Source organism: Lysinibacillus sphaericus (assembly GCF_005217585.1).
GTDB classification, from domain to species: domain Bacteria; phylum Bacillota; class Bacilli; order Bacillales_A; family Planococcaceae; genus Lysinibacillus; species Lysinibacillus sphaericus.
This window is the reverse complement of sequence record NZ_SZPT01000002.1, coordinates 66,578-87,377: the sequence shown is the minus strand read 5'-3', so window position 1 is coordinate 87,377 and position 20,800 is coordinate 66,578. Positions and strand designations below refer to the sequence as shown.

Sequence of the window (20,800 nt, the reverse complement as noted above, 5' to 3'; positions counted from 1 at the left end):
AAGCATGGTACACTAATTATTTAATCAATACCTATGACATGAACATGACCAATGTTTTCACCTATTAAAACAAGCTTTGCAGGCATTTTAATGAATTCTGGCAACCATTGTACCATTCCATAGGCATACTGAAACAGCATTGGATTTTTAACGCCTTCTATTGGAACGTAGCCTTTCATTCGGTACACCGTATCTGGTAAACCACGTACCCACTCTTCAATTTGCTCTTGTGTAAAGTGAACACCTTCAAATTCAACTAAACGAGAGCCTAAATGCATGGAGGCTATCGGGGCTTTCACAATATGTTGCTTATCGATTTTAACGGTGGCAAATAAATTTTCTAGTAAATGGTACGGTACACGCCCATTTGTTGTTTGCAAAATAAATGCCTGGGGATTAAAACCTTGTAGCTCATAAACGACTTGCGCTTGCTCCGCCTCTGTTAATAAATCGGTTTTATTGGCTAGTAATAAATGCGCGTGACGAATTTGTTCCATAAACAATGTACGCACTTGCGGTGTTAATGTATCACGATGTAACCAAAGCTTCGAGTCCGCAACTGTAACAATCCCCTTGACATTTAACTGCTCAGCAAAGATAGGGGAATAGACAGCATCCAATGCTTCTACAGGGTGAGCCGCTCCAGTTGTTTCAATAATTAGAACGTCAAATTCACTATCTAATAGAAGAGACTGAATTTGAGCCTCTGTTTTTTCAGCTCCTGAACAACAAATACAGCCTTCTAGCATCTCTTTGAGCGGCACGTCCTCTTCTACAGCTTGAGAATCAAATGGCAGCTTGCCAAGTTCATTCATAATTACAGCCGGCTTTAACCCTTTTTCTTTTAGTTGTCGTATAACATCAGTCAACATAGATGTCTTACCACTTCCAAGAAATCCACTAAATAAATATACATCCTTCACAATTCATTCCTCCTAAAGAAAAAGCTGTCGCATTGCCGTACGAGACGACTTCTGCGACAGCTACAGTGTTAGTTTGTTGTTCCCTCTGTTTGTTCTTTTACACCAGAGACAAGCTCTTTTGCTTTTAACAGTTGCGGATCTTCTGATTTCATTTTTTCACGTAACGCATCCATCAATGCGTAAGTTGTTTCGTTCGTTATAATGCCTGTTTCTTCAAGCTTATTATCAGCTTGCAATTTTTTCACAGCTCGTTCTGTATATTGGTCAAAGATACCGTCAGCTTTTCCAGGTTCATAACCTAGCACTTCTAACATTTCTTCAGCCACTTTGACAGAGTCTGACTGCAAGCCCTCTTTCATTTCAATCGTCGGGTCTAAAATTGGTAAAGAAGCATAAGCTGGATACGCTACTTTTACATCCGGTTCAATGCCTTTTTCATTAATCCAGTTACCATTTGGTGTTAACCATTTACCAGTTGTGAATTTTAAATTAGAACCATCCTTTAAAGGTGTAACATTTTGTACAGTTCCTTTACCGAACGATGTTTCACCAACAATTTTAGCACCTACAGATTCTTTTAAAGCACCTGCTAAAATTTCCGATGCCGATGCACTGCCATTATCCACTAGAACGGTTACAGGTACATTATATTTTTTCCCTGCGACAGCTTTTGTAATAACTGGCTCCTCGTCTTTTTGCTGCACTTGTACAATCGCTTTACCTTCTGGTACAAATAAATTTGAAATTTCAACCGCAGCATCTAAGTATCCACCTGGATTTTGGCGTAAATCAAGGACAATCCCTTTCATGCCTTTTCCTTCGTACTCAACAAGGATTTTCTCTAGCTCTTTTGCTGTTTCTTCATTAAATGATGTAATTTGGATATGTGCAATATCTCCATCTAGCATTTCACCATAAACCGTTTCAACAGGAATTTCATCGCGAATAATCGTCATTTGAATAGGTTCAGCATTTTCGCCACGTTTCACTGTAAGCTTTACAGGTGTACCCTTTTCGCCACGAATAAGTGCTACTGCTTCTGAAGCGCTAAAACCTTGAATGCTTTTACCATCTACTGTTAAAATAATATCTTTTGGTAATAACCCTGCTTTTTCAGCGGGTGAATTTTTAATAGGTGACACAACAGTAATAAAACCATTACGTTCTTGAATTTCAGCACCGATACCCTGGAAGCTTGAAGATAACCCCGAGTTAAATTTTTCTGCTTCATCCCTTACCATAAAATCAGAATAAGGATCTCCTAATGCATCAAACATGCCGTTAATGGCGCCATCCACTACTTTTTCATCATCGATATCTTTGTAATACTTGCCTTTAAGCATATCAAATGCTTCGTATAGTTTTGTAAATTCCGCACGTTCAATTGGGACTTTTACTTCTACCACTTTCTTTTCACCGAAAGTTAACGCAAAAATGGTTAAGCCCGCGGTAATTAAGATTGTAAAGAACATCAGCATAATAAACTTAAACGGCTTCATCTGAATAAATTGGCCTGCAGGTTTTACCTCTACTTGTTGTTTTTGCTCTTGCTGTTGTTCCAAACCATCTTTTTTCTGTTCATCCATCTTGATTGTCACCACTCTCATATACACTAACTTGTTGTCACACTATTACCATCTTAACAGGTTATAGAGGAGACGAAAAGAAAAAGAGTGTCAAAATTTCATGACAGCTCTTGTCCCCCCTACTAACTTCATAAAATTGTACATTAATAAGCTACTTTTTTAGATTCCATACGCTCGCTATTAATAGCACAATGGTCTAAAAAACTTCCTATTTTACAATTTTCCATGAAAATGTGCCTCAGATACCTTCTGAGGCACTGCCCTTAGCTGCTAAGTTTCAAGTATATAATAGTACTGCCTTTCTATTTTACTCATTTCCTAAAAGCAGTCAACTAAAATACTCATATTATTAGCTGATGAGCCATTATGCATCGATAATGTATGTCAGTTGCGCTAATTTAGCAGCCTTTATTTTATTTTCTGCACTTTTAGCAGCACTAATTCCTGTAAAAGTCCCTGTTTTCACTCGAAACTTAGACCCCTCCTGCTCAATATAAGCAACCCAGCCAAAACGTTTTCTCATCACATCTAACACGCTTATTGCTGCGTTTCGTGTACTATATGTTCCTGTAATAATTCGATACTTCGATAACTCGGTAGGTGGTTTTTCGGGCTTTGGCGTATCATTGCTTGTTACCATTTGCAAAAAATTAGTCCATGAGATTTTCCCTGCACGCATATTTCTAGGACAGTTTTTGCCACTAAAATAATGGTGTTGCACGACATTTTCGATAGCTATATTTTCATCATTCATTATTTTTGCTATTAAACTCGCCGCATTTTTTACTGCCTTATTATAATCTCCATCGCTATTAACACATATTTCAACTTGAATGCCTTGTGTATTGCCTATATACGTTCCAGCTCCCCAGCATTCCCAATAATGTTCAAAAGATTGTATGGCCTCTTGATCATCGACTTGCCAATGCCAACTAGCATTTCTACTATTACCGTTTATTTGGAGTCGAGCATGGGCATCTGCATCTGCACCAACGCTTGTATTGTCTGTTTCATGAACAACAATATATTTTTTTGCATTGTTTTTGCCATTTGTAATTTTTGCAGCTTGAGTCGCAGCGACTAATTTTTGACGTATTGATACCACGCGATTCCCCCCTTCCAAAAGTAGATTCGTTTTCGCTTTCTAAAATGACGTATTTATTGTAGTGTTACTTTCCTTAAATAGAGTGTATAGACTATCGTGCTTTCTTTTATAGTATGTGTTCGCACTCATTTTGTTTGTGTTTTTATATACTCTCATTTACAAAACTACAAGGCTTTCGTTATGCTAATTGTAGTGATTAAGTGCTTCAATAAGAATATTAGTAGATTGTGGAGAAAGCTTAAAATAGTGGATTTTATTTTCGGTTGCCAAAGAATGCAAAGGACAAGGACAGCATCCACATTGGCAATCCAATTCAAAAAACTTATATTAGTATTAGTGGAGACGCGTGAAATATTTAAAACAATTTACATAACGTATATACAACAAAATGGATTGGAGGAGGACAAAGTGGAGACTTGGTCTATCTGACATGGGGAAACGTAAAGACCAATGCCATCATATGGACACTATCACATAAAATCACACTAATAGATTTAGCTAAAGTTTGAAAAAGTGAAAAAGAAATGATTTGGAGGGAATCACATTGTTAAAATATTACGTATATTATTTTCAATAGTGGGCATATGTTTGGCATTGTATGGCTTCATTACAAAAGACTATAAGTTTCAAGCATATATGATACTATTTTTAGGCTTAATGATGTTAATAATGGGTATACAAGAATTTCAACACCAAAAGAAATTTACAGGTTGGTTATTAATCATCATATGTCTTTTTTCTTTTTTTGTAGCTATTCAAAGTTTTACTTTACTTTGATAACCGTTTTTTATAAAAAGATATTGTCACTATATAATATGAAGTCGTTTTCATTAGCCTCCTGTTTTTAACCATTAACTACCAATAAAAACGGTGCTATGTTACAATTATTTGAAAATAATTGCTAGCAAAGGAGGTGAAATTGGTATGGCTTATCTAAACGATTTACAATATTATTTAGATAGTAGTTCTATTGGTTTGTTATTAGAACTTATTTTAGTTACTACTTGCATTTCCACAATTATTTTCTTCACCACGAAAAACAAATATATTTCCTATTTAGCATCGGCACCTATATTTTATTTTATGTCACAATGGTTTTATCAAAATACCCATTTATTATTCATCATCATAGCAATGACGGTACAAGCCTTTGTTATTGTATGTATTCAGAAGAAGCAAATTAGTCAGGATGCAAGTTTAAAGAGCGAAACACTTTAATTATGATTCTACGAATTAGGACTTATGCCATTTACATTAAGTGTAATCGGCTAAGTCCTTTTGTTTAAGCATCAAAACAGTAGAATAGTGATTGGAGGTATATAAGTGATTTTGAAAATGCTGAACTCTATTATTGGAATATTGATAATATTTATTGGGTCTATTTTCATAAATATAACCGTCTATAATGAAACAATGAAAACAATGACTTATAAAGGTTTTGGCTTTTTCATGATGATTGTTGGTATTTTATATCTCAAAAACTTCGCAAAAATGGGAAAGCAATAAATAACTCAAAAGGATTGCACTAATGGTCATTTACACACACCAGATAAATGCATTTAATTTTCAGAATTTTTTCCGTGCCTGTCACTCCCAGTTTCCCAGGTTAAATCTTTATATCATACTTGACAACTTGGTTTAATAACCGTATTATCAACTTCATATATTAGTTAGAGGTGATCTGGTGAATTTTCAAAATCAAGTAGCACAATTACATACACTTTTCGATGAAATTGTAGCAAATCGTCGTTATATGCATATGCATCCTGAATTATCATTTGAAGAAGACAATACAGCCATTTTTATTGCCGAGACTTTAAAAGCATATGGTATCTCATTCCGCGAACGAGTTGGTAAAAAAGGAATCGTCGCTAGCATTGATGGCGCATTACCAGGAAAAACAATCGCGTTCCGTGCCGATTTCGATGCTCTTCCAATCAATGATGAAAAGGACGTGCCCTATAAATCCACTGTACCTGGCGTTATGCACGCATGTGGACATGACGGACACACCGCTGCACTACTTGCATTCGCTAAAATCGTGCAACAAAATAAAGAGCAATTAAAGGGCTCTATTCGTTTAATTTTCCAACCTGCGGAAGAAAAACCACCAGGTGGCGCAAAATTTATGATAGAAGATGGCGCACTTGATGGTGTGGATTATGTATTTGGCGCTCATTTAGCGTCGGACTTACCTTTAGGAAAACTTTCAACTGCCGCTGGTCCAATTATGGCCTCTGTTGACGCATTTACGATTAAATTATTCGGGAAAGGTGGACATGGAGCCTATCCACATACAACGAAGGACTCAATCATCGCAGCGACTCAGCTTATTCAAAACTTCCAGCAAATTGTTAGCCGCCGAGTAAATCCAACTGAGGCTGCAGTTGTCACTGTTGGTAGTTTACACGCAGGAAATGCATTTAATGTTATTGCAGATACTGCTACATTAGAAGGTACTGTTCGTACATTAAATCAAAATGTACGTGACCAGATTGAAAAAGAGATTTTCGCTATTTTAGAAGGCTTAAAAGTTTCAAATTATGTAGACTATGAAATCGATTATTTAAAAGGCTATCCAGTGTTAATTAATACAGAAGAAGAATCTGTAGTAGTGGAACAATTAATAAAAGAGCACTTTACAGCAGAAGCGTTTGATATGAAAACGCCCGTATTAGGCGCGGAAGACTTCGCCTATTACTTACAACATGTACCTGGAAACTTTATTCACGTCGGCTCTGCGAATGAACAGGCAACTACACAATTCCCTCACCACCATCCGAAATTTGATTTTGATGAACGGGCATTGTTAAATATCGCGACAATATTCTTAAAAATTGTTGATTATTACGGTAAAGTCGAATAAAAAACGAAACGGATTTGAAGAATTAAATTTTCAAATCCGTTTTTTCGTTTGCAGAGGGGAAAAATGTAAGCGGAAAATGCTAAATGCAAAAAGGGACAAATCCGAAAACTAATGACTTTTACGGATTTGTCCCTTTACTACTTTGAATTATGTGGGTCCAGTGCATCTCGCAATGCATCCCCGATATAGTTAATGGCTAACACTGTCAATAATATGAAAGTACCTGGTGGAATCCAAAGCCACGGTTGATCCGTTAAAATCGAAATCGACTGGGCATTAGACAGCATATTTCCCCAGCTTGCATCTGGTGGCTGTACACCTAAGCCTAGAAAGCTTAATGCTGCTTCATCTAATATTGCCCCTGCAACGCCAGATGTTGCATAAATCAAAATTGGTGCAACCGTATTCGGTAAAATATGCTTAAACAAAATACGTGGCGTACTATATCCTAATGCAATACTCGCTTTCACATAGTCTGATTGCTTAATCGCTAAGACATTTCCGCGCACAAGTCGAGCAATACCAGGCCAACCTAATACCCCTAAAATTAAAATGATATTCGTTAACCCAGGCCCTACAATACTTGCTACAACTAAAATAAACAAAATATATGGAAATGACATAAACATATCTGTAATACGCATTACAACCCCATCTATCATGCCACCAAAATACCCAGAAATTAAACCTAACACCGTACCGATAATCGCAGAAATTGCCACAGCTCCGATACCTACAGCTAGCGAAACACGTGCTGCATAAATAACTCGACTCAACACGTCTCGTCCCACTTGATCAGTTCCTAGTAAGTGCTGCAAAGAAGGTGGTGCACTAAATTCACCAGTAATTTCAGCAGGGTCAAATGGAGCAAAAATCGGCGCAAGAATGGCTGCCATCGTTACAATCGCTAAAAACCAAAGTCCCATTACAGCTAATTTGTGCCGTTTGAATCGTTTCCAAAACATGCCCTTCGTATTCGATATAGCAGAATCTTCACGCCAAGTGACCGTTTGCTCTGTATCATATTGTTTTTTATTAAAATATCGCTTAAATATACTCATCGTTTGCCACCCCCAACATAGCTTTTACGAATACGTGGGTCGACAAATGCGTATACAATATCCGTTAAAATATTGGCAGCTATTACGACGAAAGCTGCAACGAGGTTTAATCCCATAATCGTTGAGTAATCTCGACTCATAATGGATGAAAGTGTAAGCTGACCAATTCCTGGCCAAGAGAAAATTTGTTCGATGACAACTGCCCCACCAAATAAAATCGAAACCTCTAAACCGACAATTGTGACAATTGGAATTAAAGCATTTCGCAACGCATGTTTATTCACGACATAAAATTCCTTCACACCTTTTGCACGAGCCGTACGCAAAAAGTCTTGTCCCATAATTTCAAGCATACCCGAGCGCACATAACGAATGTTCCGCCCAGCAACGTTTGCGACAAGCACCGTCACTGGTAAAATCATATGCCATATAAGTGAGCCAAGGCTTCCTTCAGAACCTAATTCTTTCATACCGCCTGAAGGCAACCAGTTTAATTGAATCGAGAAAATATAAACTAATAATAAAGCGAAAAAGAAATTTGGTATGGAAATCCCTAAAAATGAACCCGTTACAAATGTATAATCAAGTTTTGAATATTGCTTCGTCGCACTATAAATGCCAATTGGAATCGCAATCATTAACCCTAATACTAAAGCTGTTCCCATTAAAATAACGGTCGGACCCATGCGGCTGGCAATTAACTCTGTTACGGGCTCATACGTAATCATCGAATAGCCTAAATCGCCATTTAACACTAAGTTTTTTAACCAATGCCAATATTGAATGTAGGCTGGGTCATTAAGCCCTAGTTCTATCATTTTAGCCTCTCTTGCCGCATCTGGTAGCTTGGGGCTTACAAGCATATCAACAGGATTACCTGGTGCCATTCGCATAATAATGAAGTTAATAACCGATACACCAAATAGCACGGGGATGGCGATTAATAATCGTCTTAAAATATAGCCTATCATGCATCTATCCCCTTTTCACGCTGAATAATACTTCGTTTCGTCGGATCTGGCTTTGGATAAGCACTTAATAATTTTTTTGTATAGTCATGTTGTGGGTTTAAGAAAATTTGCTCTGTCGTACCCATCTCCACAATTTTGCCTGCATACATTACAGCTATTCGATCACTAATATATTTCATTGCACCTAAACCGTGCGCAATAAATAAATACGTTAAGCCCAATTCATCTTGAAGCTGTTTAAACAAATTTAAAATTTGCGCTTGAATCGATACATCTAATGCAGATACAGGTTCATCACAAATTAATAATCTAGGTCTTACAGCTAATGCCCGAGCAATGCCGACACGTTGGCGTTGACCACCAGAAAACTCATGTGGGTACCGTCCCTTGGTCGTCGCTGGAAGCCCCACTAACGCAAGTAATCGCTCTACTTCCTGTTGTATTTCATGCGTGGGGACAATTTTATGTACGCGTAGCGGTTCTGCAAGTAATGATCCGATTGTTTGTCTTGGATTTAGTGAAGAATAGGGATCTTGGAAAACAATCTGAATTTGTTGACTTAGACTTACGCGACCTGTTCGATAATCCATTTGTTGACCATCAAATAAAATTCGGCCACCTGTTTTCGGTTCTAGGCCAATAATTGTTCGCCCTAATGTTGATTTTCCACAGCCTGATTCTCCTACAAGCCCAACTGTTTCACCTTCATAGATTTCGAATGAAACACCATCTACCGCTTTTACATAATCGGTTTTTAAATTCATAAACCCCGTTTTATATGGATAGTAAGTTTTAACATCTTCTAATACAAGTAACGGAGAGTTATTTCGTTCAGCTTTGATTGTCATGACTACTCTCCTCCTTGTGCAATACCTTTTGCCATTCGAAGCATCTCGTTTTATGGCCACTATCGACTTCAATTAATGGTGGTTGTTGTTTTTTACATTGCGCTGTTGCAAAAGCGCAACGATTTGCAAAACGACAACCTACAATATTTTGGTACCGTCCCGGTATCGTCCCTGGTATTGCCTTCAATTGTTTACCGTCAAAATCCATGGATGGAATAGAATCCATTAGGCCCAGTGTATACGGGTGTAATGGTCGCTCAAATAATGTAAAAACATCAGCTTCTTCGACAACTTGCCCTGCATACATAACGATGACACGATCTGCCATTTCTGCAACAACACCTAAATCATGGGTAATAAGTAAGACAGCTGTTTGTAACTCCGTACATAAATCATTCATTACGCGCATAATTTGCGCTTGTACCGTGACATCAAGTGCTGTTGTTGGTTCATCCGCAATTAATAGTTTTGGTTTACATACTAAGGCGATGGCAATCATGACACGTTGACGCATTCCACCTGATAATGAAAATGGGAATTGCTTCATCACGCGTGTAGCATTAGGAATACCCACTTTATCTAACATATTTTGCGCAATTGCTTTTGCTTCCTTTTTATCGACATCTGTATGGAGTAAAATGGTCTCTACTAGCTGATGACCAATTGTAAAAACAGGATTTAAGGCGGTCATTGGCTCTTGGAAAATCATTGAAACTTCATTCCCACGTAACGGTTGAAACTCTTTATCAGAAAGTGCTGTTAAGTTTTTACCTTCTAAATTAATCTCACCTTGCACAATTGAACCGCGCTTCCCTAATAGACGCATAATAGAAAGTGCCGTTACGCTCTTCCCGCTTCCCGACTCTCCTACAATCGCCAATGTTTCGCCTTTTTTCACATCAAAGCTTACATCGTCGACACTGACTACTTTTCCATATTCAGTTTCGAAAGCCGTTTTCAGCTGTTTTACGCTCAGCAAACTCTCCATATAAACACGTCCTATCTCTCTATTTAACAGTCCACTCATGTACGTTAATAAACATACCGAAGTCGCTTGGTGTAGCGCCTTGAACACGTTTATTTACTGCTCCTAATGCTGTTGTTGCATAAATGGAAGGCATTGGTACTTCTTGTTGTGTTATTTCTTGTAATTCACCATACAACGCTTTTATTTTCACTTCATCTACTTCAGTCGCTAATGCAGCTAAAATTTCATTCACACGTGCATTGTGATAAGCGTTTGGATTGCCTTCCCCTAAGAAGTAAGAAATATCAGGAAGTGGATTAATCGGTGTAATCGATACTGTTAAAATCGCTAAATCATATTTCTGACTTACAATTTCATCAATAATCGTTCCGAAATCCATCATTTGGATTTCAGCTGTAATACCTGCTTCACGTAAGTTTTCTACGATGATGTTTGCAGCCTGCTCTAATGTTGCATCACCTGATAACACAGCTAATTTCAACTTTTTGCTTGAATCCCATCCAGACTCCGCTAATAATTGTTTGGCTTTTTCTAAATCATACTTAACGGGTTTAACATCTTCATTTAAGTATGGGCTGTTGCTTGGGAAGAAGCCATCTGTTACTTCACCCGCACCTTTTAATAGATTATCAATAATTAATTGACGGTTCATCGCATATGAAATGGCTTGACGTTGCTTGGCATCCGCTACAACATTTTCATTAATATACATATATTGTGTAGCTAATGGTTCACCATAAGCCGTTGTTAATGTATTTAAACCTTGCACATTTGCATAATCTGATACCGGAATAACACCTGCAGACGGTATGTTCATATCAATTTCACCGCTTTTTAATTGAGCAGCAATTTGATTTCCTTGTAATACCTTAAAGTTTAATTGATCTAAAGAAGAGGCACCTTTGAAGTAATTTTTATTGGGTACCATTTCTACATAATGTGAACGATCCATTTTTGAAATGATGAATGGACCAGATGTAACGGTTGGATTTTGCATAAAATCACTTGCATTTAGCTCTTCCACTGCAATTTTTTCAAGTTGTGCCTTTGGTAATGTTAATAAATAACGCCCTACTGTATCTTGGAAAATCGATAACGTTGTTGGTTTTTTTGTTTTAATTTGAATTGTATCTCCATCTACTTTTGTCACGCCAGAAATAGAACTAGAACCTTGTGGTAAATAACCGCTATCATCTAAACCTTCCACAATAGCAAACATGTACGCATAATTTGACGCTACGACAGGATTTGCCATTAATTGCAATGTGTAAATTACGTCATCTGTTGTAATATCTGTACCATCTGTCCATTTTGCTTCTTTGTTTAAGTTAATTGTAAATGTTTGATTATCTTGTGTTGTAATAGAATCAGCTAACATTGGCTGATAGTTTAATTTTGAATCTAAATCAACTAATGGTAAAAATAATAGATTTGAAACATAAGTAGAAACTAATCCACTTGGTTGTAATGGATTAATGTTACTAGCTGGGTACGTAACACCGATATTGACAACATTTTTATCACTGCTTTTTCCCTTAGAAGAAGGTTCATCGTTACCACATGCTGCTAAAACCACTAGTACTGCCATTGTTAATAACGCTAACATAAAATTTTTCGAGTTTTTGAACATTGTTATTTCTCCTATTTCTCTAAATTAGGTGCTTCATTATGAATGTAATGAAATGATTTGCTTTTCGCCCGCTTCAATCTTACTTTGTATACGATTACTTAAAGGAGGCATCGGACAGTTAAAAGAAGATGAAAATGCGCATGGCGGTAAAAAGGCTTTATTAAAATCAAGAAGTACCGTATCATCGTCTAATTGTTCGATGACTAACATACGACCCATACTATATGTTTCGTTACCGCTTGTTGCATCTCGGAAAATAATAATTGAATATCGCCCAGATTGAAATGGTCGAAGCCTATAATGTACTCCGCCAATTTCCACTTCAATGACCCCTATTGAAGCATGGCTACGCGCTGCACGATGAGCATCACCCGTATGAGAAAATTCAATCATCGCATCATCTTTTATAAGCTTTCCGTTATAAATTGCTTGTTTGTTCATTTCGTATGCAGCAATATGGCTAAACGTTTGCAGTGCAGGGCTGTTTTCATCCCAAATGGCTAATAAATGCATAGAGCCAGGCTGACTAGTTGCCATTGCAGAGATGCCATTCCGCGTTTGCACGATTGTTTCATCCGCAATTATATGCACCTCACTTTCCACTAGCACGCCGTTAATGAATAATTGGTCTTCAGCAGTTGCCGTTAATGTAAGCCCTAGTTGGGATGGACTTGTCGGCTTCCAGCTTCCAGCAATTTGTTTCACTGTTGTTTCACGCATTAACTCATGCATTGCGATTAAAGTTAAATCACCTTGTGCACCCGTCACGTCTATATGGCGTTGCTTATGCCAGGCTTGTAATTGTTCGGTATACATATTTGCCTCAGTCCTTTAATAAAAATTCACGTACAACGTTTAAGAAGTCTTTATGTTCCTCGATAAATGGCATATGACCACTCTTTTCAAATACAGCCAACTGTGAATTTTTAATTAATGAATGCATTACTTCTGACTGTGTTAATGGCGTAATCCAATCGTGACGGCCTGCTACAATCAAAGTAGGTATTTCAAGATTAGCAATTTGTGCGCGCACATCGTATTGTGGCATTAAATATTTGAATGTATAATTTGTAATTTCTAAAGATCCAATTGGACGGCTTCCTGTATCACCACCTAGTTCCTCTTGATAATCGTACCAATATAAATCCCAGCAAATATCCCACCATTGGATTAAATGATTGTCATCACGAATGTTTCCTTCAAATAACTCTGGAATAGTTTGAACTTGTTGTTCCGTTCCAATACGTTGCGCAAACGCTTTAGCTTCTTTATAGAAATCATAGCTTGGTGCAGTGTTAACTAGTAATAACTTACTTACCGATTGTGGGTAGCGCGTAGCATATACTTGGGCAATCATTCCACCAAAAGAATGTCCTAGTACAGCAATTTTATCTAAGCCTAAATAATTACGTAACGCTTCAATATCATCCGCTAACTGTTCGAATGTTGCTGTCGTCACATCGATACGCTCTGATTGACCGTTGCATCGTTGATCTAAATAAACAATCTGGTAGTATTCGGCTAGTGGCGTTAACCACGGCTTAAAATCGGAGTGATCACTCCCTGGACCACCATGTACTGCAATAAGCACCGGTTTTTTTACCATCTTTGGTCCTAGTGGAATATACCCTGAACCTTCTACATCAAAATAAATTTTCGTTCCATTAATCGCTGCAAACATTATGTTCCTCACTTTATTAGATTAATTTTATTTATATAATAATTAAAACTACTTAGTTATTATCTTAATTCCTATTTGTTTAGTCAAGTTTTTTCGCAATAGAATTACTAGAGTGAAAGTTGAGTAAAATTATATTATAAAGTTATTTTTTCATAAATAAATACTGTTTTCGCGCAAATAACATTTTTTACACTAAAATTAGTCCTTCAGTGTGAAAAACAGCAATTTCTAGTATATTGGGTCAATTAATCCGGACATAACTAAGTTCTTTGTTTTTCTAATATTACAAAAATTAGAATTAAGTAGGACTCCATGGACAACCATAACACTATCAATCCCATGGAATGAACATCGCTAAAAAAACAGCTTGCCATGTACAATTTATTATTGTATTTCGCACAATACCAAAAACTGCTTAAAAGCAAAAATTCTTTAAATAGGGCTTCAACTATTTCTCCTCTAAATCAAATATTTAAACTATAAACTACTTGCTATGATTTATCAATTTCTTTTATTGTGTTGCGAGAGTGCTAAACAATTTAATTTTCCGTTTAGCGTTCCCCCTTCATGCTTCATGCCCGTCACAATAAAAAGAGCAATCCGTTCATATTTTCGGATTGCTCTTTCGTATTTATTCACGTGCTACTCTGCGTCCACCATATGGGATGCAAAGTTTTCGTTATGGATTTCTTCATGAACAGGGATGAAGATGCTAACCTGCTCGGTAGGTTCGACATCGTCATTGGCAACCGAGTGAACGACCCCTTTTGGTACAAGGAAAGTGTCCCCTTCTTGATAGGATTTCCACTCCCCATTTTGCAGAAGTTTTACTTTCCCTTTTGTAATATGAATTACTTCTGCCACGTCGTGATAATGGGGCAATACGGCTCCACCTACTTCTATGCGTTCTCTTAAGACCGAGCTAACACTGACGCCGAGTTCATTTGCCTCTTTGGCACTTAGAAGCTCGCGGTGATAGACTTTACGGTGCTCTGTAAATACATTCCACTTTAATGCTTCGCCAATTTTTACTTTCGTTTTGTTTTCGTTCATTTCCAATTCTCCTTACTATACATTTTCATTTACTTGTAATAGCTGATTCAGTTGAAAATAACGGTGCCTGTCTTACCAAGAATGGCATCCTTTGCTTTCTCTAGCGAAGTGATGATTGATTTGCGACCTTGTTTCCCCTTGACGAATGATATGGCTGCCTGAATTTTTGGAAGCATACTGCCTGGTGCAAAATGCCCTTCTTTCATCAACCTTTCTGCCTCTTCGATCGATAACTGATTCAGGTTTTGCTGATTTGGTTTCCCAAAGTTAATTGCGACTTTTTCGACAGCTGTCAATATGAACAGAAAATCTACATTCAACTCATCCGCTAAACATTTACTTGCTAAATCTTTGTCAATAACCGCTTCTACGCCGATTAAAGCATGATTCTTTTCCTCCACTACAGGTATACCCCCACCACCAACAGCGATGACAATACGCCCTGCATTGACTAAGTCTTGGATAATATCTTTTTCAACGACTTTAACCGGAGCAGGCGATGGAATAACCCGACGGTAGCCACGTCCTGAATCTTCTATATAATGGTCACCCGTTTCAGCCATTAATCTTTCAGCCTCTTCTTTTGAATAAAAAGGACCAATTGGCTTTGTTGGATTTTGAAAGGCGTGATCGTTCTTATCAACTACTACCTGACTGACAACTGTTGCAACTGATTTGTTAATTGAGCGTTTTAACAGTTCCTCATGGAGTGCATTTTGCAAATGGTAGCCAATATACCCTTGGCTCATTGCCCCACATTCAGCAAATGGCATACTAGGAATATTTGCATGTTCCTTTGAGCCCTTTTCGAATGCCAAATTGATAGAACCGACTTGCGGCCCGTTACCATGGGCAATCACTACTTCATGACCTTGTTCAATTAAATCAACAATTGGCTTGGCTGAATCGTGTACTAATTGTAGTTGCTCTTCAGGAGTAGAACCGAGTGCATTTCCTCCAAGCGCTATTAATATTCTACTCATTTGCCTCTTCCTCTCCATATAGTTTATAGAAACGAAGCAATCCTTTTTCGAAGCATTCCTTTGGAGGATGGACAATGCCTGCGCCAATCTGCCCGATTCCTGCTACTTTATGTGCCATGCCGGTATTAATAACAGGAAGAATGTTTGTTTCAATCACTTTTCGAACATCAATTCCAAAGGCAGCTCCGCGGAAATTTAGCGTTGGTATAGCATAATTGCTATTTTCACTTACTGTAATGTCATACATTTGTTCGCTATATTGAATAGCATCTTCTACCTCTCCTCCAACAAATTGAACAATTGCAGGCGAACCGCCCATCGCAAACCCACCAATTCCCATTGTTTCCGTAATGGCACTATCCCCTAAATCCCTAGTTGCATCCTGCTCTGAATAGCCTGGGAAATATAAGCCTTTAATAAAGTTTGCCGGTGCGGTAAACCATTCCTTGTCACCTAGCCCGCTAATGCGAATACCAAATTCAACCCCATTCCTCGCCATTGTCGTAACAACCGTGGAATATGGAACGCCGTGTCCTGCATCAAGTGAAGCTTTACATGCTGGCATGGACAGGTTCAAGAAATAGTGTTCATTGTTTTGAATAAAGCGCAAGACCTCTCGCAATGTGTCCGTCTTGCAATCTGTTTGCATAAAATAGTCAGTCATTTCCCTATAGAAAAGGCTTGTTGCTGCCTTATTGCGGTTGTGGCACTCATCTCCCATATGAAGAGCCTGCGCGATGATGGCTTTTAAATCTATGCCATCTGTTAGGACAAGTGCCTTTTTCAAAGCCGGAGCAAAAACATCGCGCAGCCACTTTAGCCGATCAATTACATCGCTAGAAAAAGCACCAAAACGTAGCACTTTGCCTAGACCTTCATTAATCGTACAATATGCCCGGTTTCCATGTGTTCGATTTTCGATGATATGCACTGGCATGGAAGGAGAGACGATGCCCGCCATTGGTCCCACTGTTGAATGCTCATTGCATGAGCCAAATTCAATTGCTCCAGCCTCAATCAATGCTCTTGCTTGTTCCTCATCCGCTGCCATCCCTTCAAAAATAAGTGCGCCAATCACTGCCCCCTGCATCGGACCCGCCATGTTTTCCCATGCAATAGGAGGGCCAGCATGCAGTATTTTTTTGCTGTGCATTCCAGGTATGACATCAATAGCTAGTCCAATATCAATTAAGAAAGGGTGTGCATCTTTTATGCGTTGTATCGATTCTTGATTCGCCTTTTCCACTTTTTCATTTTCCTGAAAGAAATCTAATGCTTCGAGCAATTGTAGATTGCCCCCTGCAGGCGGTTGCCAGTCCACTTGGATGGTTTCAACGCCTTGCAGCTCCAAATCTTCTTTAAATTTGGATGTGCCGATATTAATTACTTGTAATGGCTGATTAAAAAGCTCATTCGCTGTACTCAATTTAATTGACCTCCTTTTGTACAAGCATCGCGGCAATTCTTGTTGCCATTTCATTGCTATCGGCAACAAAAGCGCCTATAGATTGAAGTTTCTTTAGTTGCTGCTGATAATCTTGTTTATCTTTAGAAGTGCCGCAAATATAAGTAACGATTGGCAAGTGCCTTCCTGCCTGTGTAGCCTCGTCTCTTGCTAATTGAAGCGTCTCTAGTGTTACACCTACCGGATCTTCATGGGCACCATATCCCAATTCAAAGTCTAATAACAGAACAGCAGTTTGAGGGTCTCGTGCTTCTTGAAGAATCCGCTCATTTCTAAGTGAAGGCTCTATCATCGGATGTGGTTTACCTTTTGTAAATTCATCATCGCCCATATCAAGCAACGTATGACCTACACTATAGGTAATGTCGTTAAGTTTCTCTTCCTCTTTTTTAGCGACATTACTTTTGACGCTTTTTCCTGAAGAACGGAGAATGGATAATGCTTCTGCTGTCAGCGTACCACCGCAGAATAATCCACGAATGTCTTGCTGAACATCTGCTAATTTTGCTTTTTCTTCAGCAATCCATCGTTGAACGCTCTTTGCAATGTCCGTTTCGATTACGGCTTGCGTATCAAGTAATTGAACAGATTTGCGGGCAGCATCAATTAATGTAGGAGAAAAGTTGGCTCCTGCTGCCTCAACTGCTTTTGCATCACCATCTAAAAAGCAAACTACAACGGGTTTTCGGCATTTTTTCACTTCTGCAAGAATTTTGTCCTGAACATTTCGCGCTGGAGGTTTAGAAATTAATGTGATGACCTTTGTATTGTCATCGTTCTCCAATGCTTGAAGCCCTTGAAGCATCATAATTCCGCCGATTGATTCATGGAGATCGCGACCTCCCGTACCAATTGCCTGTGTAATACCGTAACCAAGTCGATCAATTTGTACCGTCACTTCCTGTAGCCCTGTTCCAGAGGCTGCCACTAGTCCAATGCCTCCTTCGCTTACTTTATTGGCAAAGCACAGTCCACTGCGATTGATAATTGCTGTCCCGCAGTCTGGCCCCATAACGAATAAACCGTTGTCTCTCCCTATTTCCTTCAAAACTTTTTCATCTTCCATACTTACATTGTCACTGAACAACATAACGTGCATGCCTTTTTTTAAGGCTTGACTCGCTTCGCGCGCTGCATATTTTCCTGGAACGGAGATAATCGCCATATTAGCATTCGGTAAGAGATGCAATGCAGAAGTCAGCGTTTTCGCTGTATGATAATTGTCTTTTCCTTTCTTTACCTTTTTGGAAGTTAATTCTGTGTGGATAAGTGTTATCACTTCCTCTGCTCGCTCATCTGTATCTGTAATCAAGGCAATAATTAAATCATTTCCCGTAGCTACTTTCGCCTCATCCGTTAGCAGACCAATGTTTTCTAGCAACTCTTTGTTCATTTCGGTTGCCATCGAAACAACGGCCTGCTCGACGCCATCCATACGATTTATTTTGCTTGATAGTGACATTAATGTTACCGAGTCATGATAGGCGTTACTTTCTATCAATACTTTAGATGTCATAATTATTTTTCCTCCTTTAGGTCGATAAGCTGTTGATATGCTACGCTAACACCAGTCAGCATATCTGTCCCAGAGGTCGATCCCATTTCTAAAATACGCTGTAAATGAGGGATTGGATTACCATCTATGTTGTCCAATACATTAAGTAAAGCTTCGTTGACCTGTCCCTCCAGGCATTGCTTTAGCATAAAATAGCTTACCGTAGTCGTTCTACCTTTCAATCTCTGCAACCATTTTGCGCTACAGCTTTCCATTTTTTTATATAGTGGGGATTCAAAATACTGCCAGGTAGCTAATAACCCTGTTAGAAAATCATCGCCAGACGGTGTTAACCCCATGCCAAGTCCCGCAAAGTTATCAAAAAACCTGTCAAACTTATCTGCCTTCATATCATCTTTTAGCTGCTCTAACCCTTCAAGAAACGGGGAGAAATAGATATTTTTTCGTGTAGCCATAGGAACCTCCCAGTCTGGATACGTGAAGCTTTTCCACGCCGCGTAGATTCCTCCTGTTGCTCCGTGTTGTAGGATAAAATTGTTTAATAGCCGCAAGCGGGATACAGTTGGCTTTAGCTTTGCTTGACAGTGCGGCTTAATATTCCTATTCCAAATGGCCGCATTGGAAAAATCCCATTGCCAATCGTTGATTTTCAATAAATTATAATCAATTAAACAAATAGATTTAGTCAACATTATGGTCGAACACATCATAGAAAAATAGTCATTCTGACAGGTTTTCATCATGCTAGGTGATTGAATCACCTCGTTCTTTGCTAAAGAAAAGAGCATTGTACCGTCATCAGTTGTGAAATTTACTACATTATCGAAAACACTGTGGACTACTCCAATTGGTTCACCAATTGATTGTTGGCGCATCCATTCAAGTAGACGACCGTCCATCTGATTGATTTTACCTGTATATGTTGGAATCATAGATATCACCATATTCTCATGATAGCTAGTAGAATTACGGATACGGGCATGCATTGGACATGTGAATGTAGCATGCCCTCAACTGTTTATTCTCTTAAATGAAAACGCTTTAGTAAATACTTCGTGCAAATGCTTTCTTCGTTAATCTTCAAGTGCAACAAGCAAATTTTTCGATGGAGCTGTCCACCCAAAGATGCCACCTTGCTGGTTAATCATGTGAATGGAGTCTTCATGGTCTTTTGGATCAAATGCTGCTGAGCAATCTTCAAGTAGTAAACAGTCAAATCCACGGTCATTCGCTTCACGAATCGTCGTTTGAACACAGACATGAGTCGTTACCCCTGCAACAAGCAAATGTGTAATACCTTTATTGTTTAAAATCACTTCAAGATCTGTTTGATAAAAAGAACCTTTTCCAGGTTTATCAATAATAACTTCGCCTTCAACAGGCTTTAGCTCGTCCACAATATCATGACCATACTCACCACGGATAAGAATTCTTCCCATTGGACCTTCATCACCAATGCCTGCTCCTTGCTTGCTGCCGCGTTTTAATTTACTTGGCGGGCAATCTGATAAATCTAGGCGATGCCCTTCACGAGTGTAAATAACCATCATGCCCTTCTCACGTGCAACTTCCAAAACCGTCTTAATAGTAGGAATAATAGAGCGTGTTAGCGTAATATCATTCCCTAGCTTTTCACCAAAGCCACCCGGTGCACAAAAGTCACGCTGCATATCAATAATGATTAACGCTGTTGTTTCTAACTCAAATTCAAAACTATAAGGTTTCGCTTCTATTGTATATACTTGATTCATGTAGATCTCCCTCTCGAATGGTATTCAAAACATCTAGCTTTAGAAAACTGACCGCAATGATTTTTTTGATGAAACGGAAAATAATACAGGAAAAACTTGAGTCCATTATATGGAGATAGGCAACTTAACTCAAACGTTTATAGTCCGACGTTATAAGTTAGCCTAATGAAGGAAGAAGATTTTATGTCTTTTTAGAAAAGACGCAGGACAGCGTTTACTAGCTCAGCACCTAGAAAGATTCCTACTACCCCAACAATACCAATAAGAGGGGGAGCCGGCACTGGTAGCTTGATGAATTTGAATAAAATGCCTACAAGTAAACCTCCTATGAATGACAAGATAATCTGCAACATCTTACATTCTCCTTTTTTAG

20 protein-coding genes are annotated in these 20,800 nt (G+C 38.5%); 3 read left to right on the top strand and 17 right to left on the bottom strand.

The window, feature by feature from the left end; translation table 11 throughout:
* Nucleotides 1–20 precede the first annotated feature (20 nt).
* The 3 genes from FC748_RS06130 to FC748_RS06120 form a co-directional block, all read right to left on the bottom strand.
* Nucleotides 21–923, bottom strand: coding sequence for a CobW family GTP-binding protein (locus tag FC748_RS06130; RefSeq protein WP_108030303.1), 903 nt, complete (start codon nucleotides 921–923; stop codon nucleotides 21–23).
* A 68-nt stretch (nucleotides 924–991) separates the two neighbouring features.
* Nucleotides 992–2,509 carry a lmo1851 family serine protease gene (locus FC748_RS06125; protein ID WP_108030302.1) on the bottom strand — a complete coding sequence of 506 codons (1,518 nt, stop codon included), beginning with the start codon at nucleotides 2,507–2,509 and terminating at the stop codon, nucleotides 992–994.
* 364 nt (nucleotides 2,510–2,873) lie between these two features.
* Nucleotides 2,874–3,614 (bottom strand): N-acetylmuramoyl-L-alanine amidase, encoded by a 741-nt coding sequence (locus FC748_RS06120; RefSeq protein WP_024361622.1) that lies wholly within the window; start codon nucleotides 3,612–3,614, stop codon nucleotides 2,874–2,876.
* A 636-nt stretch (nucleotides 3,615–4,250) separates the two neighbouring features.
* Here FC748_RS06120 and FC748_RS22395 point away from each other — a divergent pair.
* From FC748_RS22395 to FC748_RS06105, 3 genes are all read left to right on the top strand, one after another.
* On the top strand, nucleotides 4,251–4,391 hold the full coding sequence (locus tag FC748_RS22395) for a DUF3953 domain-containing protein (protein WP_227665460.1): 141 nt from the start codon (nucleotides 4,251–4,253) through the stop codon (nucleotides 4,389–4,391).
* Between the two features lie 147 nt (nucleotides 4,392–4,538).
* On the top strand, nucleotides 4,539–4,832 hold the full coding sequence (locus FC748_RS06110; RefSeq protein WP_024361620.1) for a hypothetical protein: 294 nt from the start codon (nucleotides 4,539–4,541) through the stop codon (nucleotides 4,830–4,832).
* 466 nt (nucleotides 4,833–5,298) lie between these two features.
* Nucleotides 5,299–6,480, top strand: a complete 1,182-nt coding sequence (locus FC748_RS06105) for a M20 metallopeptidase family protein (protein WP_024361617.1) — start codon at nucleotides 5,299–5,301, stop codon at nucleotides 6,478–6,480.
* A gap of 137 nt (nucleotides 6,481–6,617) precedes the next feature.
* Here FC748_RS06105 and opp4C read toward each other — a convergent pair whose 3' ends face one another.
* From opp4C to FC748_RS06035, 14 genes are all read right to left on the bottom strand, one after another.
* Complete coding sequence (gene opp4C, locus FC748_RS06100; RefSeq protein WP_108030298.1) at nucleotides 6,618–7,541, bottom strand: oligopeptide ABC transporter permease; 924 nt, start codon at nucleotides 7,539–7,541, stop codon at nucleotides 6,618–6,620.
* Nucleotides 7,538–8,512 carry an ABC transporter permease gene (locus FC748_RS06095; protein WP_025219569.1) on the bottom strand — a complete coding sequence of 325 codons (975 nt, stop codon included), beginning with the start codon at nucleotides 8,510–8,512 and terminating at the stop codon, nucleotides 7,538–7,540. The genes opp4C and FC748_RS06095 overlap by 4 nt, the downstream gene beginning before the upstream one ends.
* The gene (locus tag FC748_RS06090; protein WP_024361614.1) at nucleotides 8,509–9,360 is read right to left on the bottom strand and encodes an ABC transporter ATP-binding protein; all 852 of its coding nucleotides are present in this window, start codon (nucleotides 9,358–9,360) and stop codon (nucleotides 8,509–8,511) included. The genes FC748_RS06095 and FC748_RS06090 overlap by 4 nt, the downstream gene beginning before the upstream one ends.
* On the bottom strand, nucleotides 9,344–10,348 hold the full coding sequence (locus FC748_RS06085) for an ABC transporter ATP-binding protein (protein WP_025219570.1): 1,005 nt from the start codon (nucleotides 10,346–10,348) through the stop codon (nucleotides 9,344–9,346). The genes FC748_RS06090 and FC748_RS06085 overlap by 17 nt, the downstream gene beginning before the upstream one ends.
* Before the next feature lie 19 nt (nucleotides 10,349–10,367).
* Complete coding sequence (locus FC748_RS06080; protein ID WP_108030297.1) at nucleotides 10,368–11,978, bottom strand: ABC transporter substrate-binding protein; 1,611 nt, start codon at nucleotides 11,976–11,978, stop codon at nucleotides 10,368–10,370.
* A gap of 36 nt (nucleotides 11,979–12,014) precedes the next feature.
* Nucleotides 12,015–12,794 carry a DUF1684 domain-containing protein gene (locus tag FC748_RS06075; RefSeq protein ID WP_108030296.1) on the bottom strand — a complete coding sequence of 260 codons (780 nt, stop codon included), beginning with the start codon at nucleotides 12,792–12,794 and terminating at the stop codon, nucleotides 12,015–12,017.
* 7 nt (nucleotides 12,795–12,801) lie between these two features.
* Nucleotides 12,802–13,659 carry an alpha/beta fold hydrolase gene (locus FC748_RS06070; RefSeq protein WP_025219572.1) on the bottom strand — a complete coding sequence of 286 codons (858 nt, stop codon included), beginning with the start codon at nucleotides 13,657–13,659 and terminating at the stop codon, nucleotides 12,802–12,804.
* A gap of 642 nt (nucleotides 13,660–14,301) precedes the next feature.
* Nucleotides 14,302–14,712 (bottom strand): cupin domain-containing protein, encoded by a 411-nt coding sequence (locus FC748_RS06065; RefSeq protein ID WP_025219573.1) that lies wholly within the window; start codon nucleotides 14,710–14,712, stop codon nucleotides 14,302–14,304.
* 47 nt (nucleotides 14,713–14,759) lie between these two features.
* A complete protein-coding gene (arcC, locus tag FC748_RS06060) occupies nucleotides 14,760–15,695 on the bottom strand; it encodes a carbamate kinase (protein WP_024364808.1) in 936 nt (311 codons plus the stop codon).
* Nucleotides 15,688–17,121: a YlbE family protein gene (locus FC748_RS06055; protein WP_024364807.1), complete on the bottom strand. Its 1,434-nt coding sequence runs from the start codon at nucleotides 17,119–17,121 to the stop codon at nucleotides 15,688–15,690. Before FC748_RS06055 ends, arcC begins: the two co-directional genes overlap by 8 nt.
* A 1-nt stretch (nucleotide 17,122) precedes the next feature.
* Nucleotides 17,123–18,676: an acyl-CoA synthetase FdrA gene (fdrA, locus tag FC748_RS06050; protein WP_025219574.1), complete on the bottom strand. Its 1,554-nt coding sequence runs from the start codon at nucleotides 18,674–18,676 to the stop codon at nucleotides 17,123–17,125.
* A gap of 2 nt (nucleotides 18,677–18,678) precedes the next feature.
* Nucleotides 18,679–19,608, bottom strand: a complete 930-nt coding sequence (locus tag FC748_RS06045; protein ID WP_167492641.1) for an oxamate carbamoyltransferase subunit AllH family protein — start codon at nucleotides 19,606–19,608, stop codon at nucleotides 18,679–18,681.
* A 141-nt stretch (nucleotides 19,609–19,749) separates the two neighbouring features.
* On the bottom strand, nucleotides 19,750–20,427 hold the full coding sequence (locus tag FC748_RS06040) for a cysteine hydrolase family protein (RefSeq protein ID WP_025219576.1): 678 nt from the start codon (nucleotides 20,425–20,427) through the stop codon (nucleotides 19,750–19,752).
* A gap of 191 nt (nucleotides 20,428–20,618) precedes the next feature.
* Nucleotides 20,619–20,780, bottom strand: coding sequence for a XapX domain-containing protein (locus FC748_RS06035; protein WP_024364803.1), 162 nt, complete (start codon nucleotides 20,778–20,780; stop codon nucleotides 20,619–20,621).
* Nucleotides 20,781–20,800: the final 20 nt, after the last annotated feature.

Coding starts and splice junctions, on each gene's coding strand:
- FC748_RS06125 (WP_108030302.1), bottom strand. CDS start 2,509: ATGGATGAACAGAAAAAAGATGGTTTGGAACAACAGCAAGAGCAAAAA.
- FC748_RS22395 (WP_227665460.1), top strand. CDS start 4,251: ATGATACTATTTTTAGGCTTAATGATGTTAATAATGGGTATACAAGAA.
- FC748_RS06110 (WP_024361620.1), top strand. CDS start 4,539: ATGGCTTATCTAAACGATTTACAATATTATTTAGATAGTAGTTCTATT.
- opp4C (WP_108030298.1), bottom strand. CDS start 7,541: ATGAGTATATTTAAGCGATATTTTAATAAAAAACAATATGATACAGAG.
- FC748_RS06095 (WP_025219569.1), bottom strand. CDS start 8,512: ATGATAGGCTATATTTTAAGACGATTATTAATCGCCATCCCCGTGCTA.
- FC748_RS06090 (WP_024361614.1), bottom strand. CDS start 9,360: ATGACAATCAAAGCTGAACGAAATAACTCTCCGTTACTTGTATTAGAA.
- FC748_RS06085 (WP_025219570.1), bottom strand. CDS start 10,348: ATGGAGAGTTTGCTGAGCGTAAAACAGCTGAAAACGGCTTTCGAAACT.
- FC748_RS06080 (WP_108030297.1), bottom strand. CDS start 11,978: ATGTTCAAAAACTCGAAAAATTTTATGTTAGCGTTATTAACAATGGCA.
- FC748_RS06075 (WP_108030296.1), bottom strand. CDS start 12,794: ATGTATACCGAACAATTACAAGCCTGGCATAAGCAACGCCATATAGAC.
- FC748_RS06070 (WP_025219572.1), bottom strand. CDS start 13,659: ATGTTTGCAGCGATTAATGGAACGAAAATTTATTTTGATGTAGAAGGT.
- FC748_RS06065 (WP_025219573.1), bottom strand. CDS start 14,712: ATGAACGAAAACAAAACGAAAGTAAAAATTGGCGAAGCATTAAAGTGG.
- arcC (WP_024364808.1), bottom strand. CDS start 15,695: ATGAGTAGAATATTAATAGCGCTTGGAGGAAATGCACTCGGTTCTACT.
- fdrA (WP_025219574.1), bottom strand. CDS start 18,676: ATGACATCTAAAGTATTGATAGAAAGTAACGCCTATCATGACTCGGTA.
- FC748_RS06045 (WP_167492641.1), bottom strand. CDS start 19,608: ATGATTCCAACATATACAGGTAAAATCAATCAGATGGACGGTCGTCTA.
- FC748_RS06040 (WP_025219576.1), bottom strand. CDS start 20,427: ATGAATCAAGTATATACAATAGAAGCGAAACCTTATAGTTTTGAATTT.
- FC748_RS06035 (WP_024364803.1), bottom strand. CDS start 20,780: ATGTTGCAGATTATCTTGTCATTCATAGGAGGTTTACTTGTAGGCATT.